This is a genomic window from Kitasatospora sp. NPDC093558 (assembly GCF_040683475.1).
In the GTDB taxonomy this organism is placed as follows: domain Bacteria; phylum Actinomycetota; class Actinomycetes; order Streptomycetales; family Streptomycetaceae; genus Kitasatospora.
Genome location: NZ_JBFBDY010001047.1, coordinates 1 through 1,647, shown reverse-complemented (window position 1 = coordinate 1,647; position 1,647 = coordinate 1). Strand labels below are relative to the sequence as shown.

At 72.7% G+C, this 1,647-nt stretch carries 1 protein-coding gene and 1 pseudogene; both read left to right on the top strand.

Annotation, left to right across the window (positions count from 1 at the left end; genetic code table 11):
* Nucleotides 1–307 (top strand): annotated as a pseudogene (locus AB0O00_RS38320) (pyroglutamyl-peptidase I); the annotation flags it as partial.
* 231 nt (nt 308–538) lie between these two features.
* A partial coding sequence (locus AB0O00_RS38315) for a UDP-N-acetylglucosamine--N-acetylmuramyl-(pentapeptide) pyrophosphoryl-undecaprenol N-acetylglucosamine transferase (protein WP_363659307.1) occupies nt 539–1,647 on the top strand: 1,109 nt, incomplete at its 3' end.

The window sequence follows — 1,647 nt, the reverse complement described above, 5'->3', positions numbered from 1 at the left end:
CGCGACGCTGCCGGTCAAGGCGTGCGTGGCCGCCGTCCGGCAGGCGGGCCTGCCCGCCTCCCTCTCGCACACCGCCGGGACGTTCGTCTGCAACCACGTCTTCTACGCCCTGATGCACCTGCTCGCCACCGAACGCCCCGCCGTACGCGGCGGGTTCGTCCACATACCCGCCCTGCCCGAGCAGGTCCTCGACCGCGCCCAGCCCTCCCTGCCCGCCGACTCCGCCGCCCACGCGCTGCGCGCCCTGCTCACCGCCGCGGCCACCACCGCCGCCGACCTGCACGTCCCGGAGGGGGCCACGCACTGAACTCGACCCGGCCCCAAGGGACTCAAGGAACCGAAACGGGCGGTCGCCCTCAGCCCTTGCCGTGACCGCGGCCAGGACTGTCCCGGCGACCGCCGCCGACCTTGCCGGCAGACGCGGGTCGCCGACCGCGACCACGGACCAGGGCGCCGCCCCCGACGACAGCTCGATGCTCTCAACGGTTCGTCAGATTCCTTGAACGGGCTGCTCTTCGGAGACTGGTATGTTCCAGGCGTGAACCGCGATGCTGCCGCTCTCGTCTCCCGCCTCGGCCGGCCACTTCGGCTCATCGTCACGGGCGGCGGAACCGGCGGACACACATACCCGGCCCTCACCGCGATCCGCGCCCTGCGCTCTCGGCTCGCCGACGCCGGCGGTGCCCTGGACGTACTGTGGATCGGTACTGCCTCCGGTCTCGAAGCCCGCGTCACCGCATCCGAGGGCATCCCGTTCACGACGGTCGCCACCGGGAAGATCCGGCGCAGTGCCAACGCCCTCAAGCTGATCTCACCCGCCAACGTCAAAGACATGGGTCGTGTACCCCTCGGCGTTGCCCAGGCCCGCACCGCGGTCGCCGACTTCGACCCGGACGTGGTGCTCGGTACGGGCGGCTATGTGGCGGTGCCGGTGGGGATGGCCGCCCGGATGTGCCACCGGCCGTTGGTCGTTCACGAGCAGACCGTCCGGCTCGGCCTGGGCAACCGGGCCCTGGCCCGCATGGCGACCCGTGTCGCGGTCTCCTCCGAGTCCACCCTGCAGTACCTGCCCGAGAGCGCCCGCGCCGCGGCCGTGGTCACCGGCAACCCGGTGCGCCCCGAGGTCCTGACCGGCCGGAGCGACAAGGCGGTTCAGACGCTCGGCCTGTGGGGTTTCGACCACGAGCTGCCCACCGTGTACGTCACCGGCGGCGCCCAGGGCTCGCAGCAGATCAACCAGTTGGTCAGCGACATCCTGCCGTGGCTGCTCGGGCACGCGAACGTGGTCCACCAGTGCGGGCCGAGCCACAAGGAAGGGCTGCGCGCCCGGGCCGCCGCTCTGCCGGAACACCTTCGCGGCCGGTACCTGGTGACCGGCTTCGTCGGCCCGGAACTGCCGGACGTCCTCGCGCTCGCGGACGTGGTGATCTCCCGCAGCGGCGCCGGAACGCTCGCCGAGCTGACCGCGCTCGGCAAGGCGGCGGTGTTCATCCCGCTGGCCACCAGCGCCGGGAACGAACAGGAGCACAACGCCCGGCACCTCGCGGACGCCGGCGCGGCCGTCGCACTGACCGGCCACGCCTCCCCCGACACGCTGCGGGACACGATCGTCCCGCTGCTCATCGATCCGGCCCGCCGCGCCGAGAT